We start from the raw sequence: 2140 nt of genomic DNA, 5'->3' as shown, positions 1-2140 counted from the left end.
GATCCGCTCGGACGCCGCGGGTCGTCGCGTCGACGAGCTGGCGGGTGGGACCGAGGACGACGGCACCGTCTCACTCGAGACGCCCCTCGGCGACGCGGCAGGCGGCTTCGTGTGGTTCGAGATCGAGGCGGGCGCCGCACCGGTCGACGTGCTGGAGGGCGGCTGGTCGGTCGACGCGACGCCGCTGCGGGGATCGCGGGCCGTGCTCGGCATGCCGACGGTCGACAAGGCGCCGTTCGTCGCCGCGAACCTGCGGCGGCTCGCCTCCGCCCCCGAGCTGCTCGCGTCGACCCTGCGGATCCTCGTCGTGGACCAGGGCGGCACGCCGGTCGCCACGGACCCGGAGGTGGTCGCGGCGGCGGATGAGCTCGGCGACGCCCTGCACCTGATCCGCCAGCCGAACCTCGGCGGAGCGGGCGGCTTCTCCCGCGTCATGCTGGAGGCGACGGAGGAGCCGCGCGCCGACGTCGTGACCCTGCTCGACGACGACATCGAGCTCGAGCCGGCGTCGCTGCTGCGCGCCATGGCGTTCGGCCGCGCGACGCGCGTGCCGACGATCGTCGGCGGCCAGCAGCTGGACCTCGGGCAGCCGGCCGTCGTGCAGGCCGCGGCGGAGCTGGTGCTGCCCGGCGTCTTCTGGTGGGGACCGGCCGACGAGCGGACATCGACGCACGACCACGGTGCGGTGCCGCTGCCCGACGCCCCGTGGGTGCACGAGCGGCGGGACGCCGACTACAACGGCTGGTGGATGTGCCAGCTGCCGGTCGACGCCGTCCGGCGTCTCGGCCTCGCCCTCCCGCTGTTCCTCAAGTGGGACGACGCGGAGTACGGGCTGCGCGCCGCCGCCGCGGGGGTGCCGACGGTGAGCCTGCCCGGCGCCGCGGTCTGGCACGTCGCGTTCCGCACCAAGGACGACTCCATCGAGTGGCAGGCGTACTTCCACGCGAGGAACCGGATCGTCGCCGCCATGCTGCACGGCGGCTCCGCCGTCCGCGTCGTCGGCCACAGCCTCGCCCTCGACGTGAAGCAGCTGCTGGCCATGCAGTACCCGGCGTCGCGGCTGCGGCACGCCGGCATCGCCGCCGCCCTGGCCGGGCCGAGGGCGCTCGGCCGCGAGGGCGACCTGGCCAGGGCGCGAGGCATCGCCGCGGCCGCGCCGGCCCTGCCGAGGCTGCCGCCGGACGCGGCCGACGTCGCCCGGCCCGCCCGCGGAGGAGGCACCGGCCCGACGGGGCCGCAGCTCGGACTCTGGACCGTCGGGACGCTCGTCCGGCAGCTGCTCGGCGCGGCACCGGTGCGGGCCGTGCGGGTCCCCCGCGCCTCGTGGTGGGTGCTCGCCCGCCACGGCCGCGTGTACGCGCCGACGGCCGACGGGGAGGCGCTGCTGCTGTTCGTGCGCGACCGCCGCGCGCTCGTCGCGGGGCTCGCGGAGGCTGTGGTCCTGCACGGTCGGCTGCTGCTCCGCTGGCGCCGGCTGGCGCGCCGCTACGGAACCGCGGCGCCGTCGCTGTCATCCGCGGCTGCGTGGCGTCGGCGCTTCACAGGCTGACGCGACCAGCCACGACCAGCTCGGATCGAGCCGCTCAGACGAGGTGGCCGGCCTTCGACATCTGCCGCAGCTCGCCCTTCAGCTCCGACAGCTCGTCGCGCAGCCGCCCCGCGAGCTCGAACTTCAGCTCGTTCGCGGCCTGCAGCATCTGCGTGTTGAGGTCCGCGATGATGCTCTCCAGCTCCGCGGCGCCCTTGGCGGCTATGCCTTCGCGGCGCAGGTTCGGCACCGGCTGTCGCTTGCCGCCCGCATCCTTCGACAGCAGGCTCGCCGTGTCCGCCGCCTCGCGCGCCAGCTGGTCGGTGATGTCCGCGATGCGCTTGCGCAGCGGCTGGGGGTCGATGCCGTGCTCCGTGTTGTAGGCGACCTGCTTCTCGCGGCGCCGGTTCGTCTCGTCGATCGCCTTCGCCATCGAGTCGGTGACCGTGTCCGCGTACATGTGCACCTGGCCGGACACGTTGCGGGCCGCGCGGCCGATCGTCTGGATCAGCGACGTCGCGGAGCGCAGGAAGCCCTCCTTGTCGGCGTCGAGGATCGCGACCAGCGACACCTCGGGCAGGTCGAGGCCCTCGCGCAGCAGGTTGATGCCGA

Annotated in this window: 2 protein-coding genes; one reads left to right on the top strand and one right to left on the bottom strand. The window is 74.9% G+C overall.

The window, feature by feature from the left end; all coding sequences use genetic code 11:
• The coding region (locus tag ACFE60_RS18875; RefSeq protein ID WP_375390385.1) for a glycosyltransferase at positions 1-1549 on the top strand (1549 nt) is incomplete at its 5' end.
• Positions 1550-1583: 34 nt separating this feature from the next.
• Here the strand turns inward: ACFE60_RS18875 and ACFE60_RS18870 are convergent.
• The coding region (locus ACFE60_RS18870; RefSeq protein WP_375390384.1) for a UvrB/UvrC motif-containing protein at positions 1584-2140 on the bottom strand (557 nt) is incomplete at its 5' end.

The sequence above is a fragment of the uncultured Amnibacterium sp. genome (assembly GCF_964245895.1).
Classification (GTDB): Bacteria; Actinomycetota; Actinomycetes; order Actinomycetales; family Microbacteriaceae; genus Amnibacterium.
Note: the sequence above shows the minus strand (reverse complement) of the source record. Positions and strands in the feature narration are given on the sequence as shown.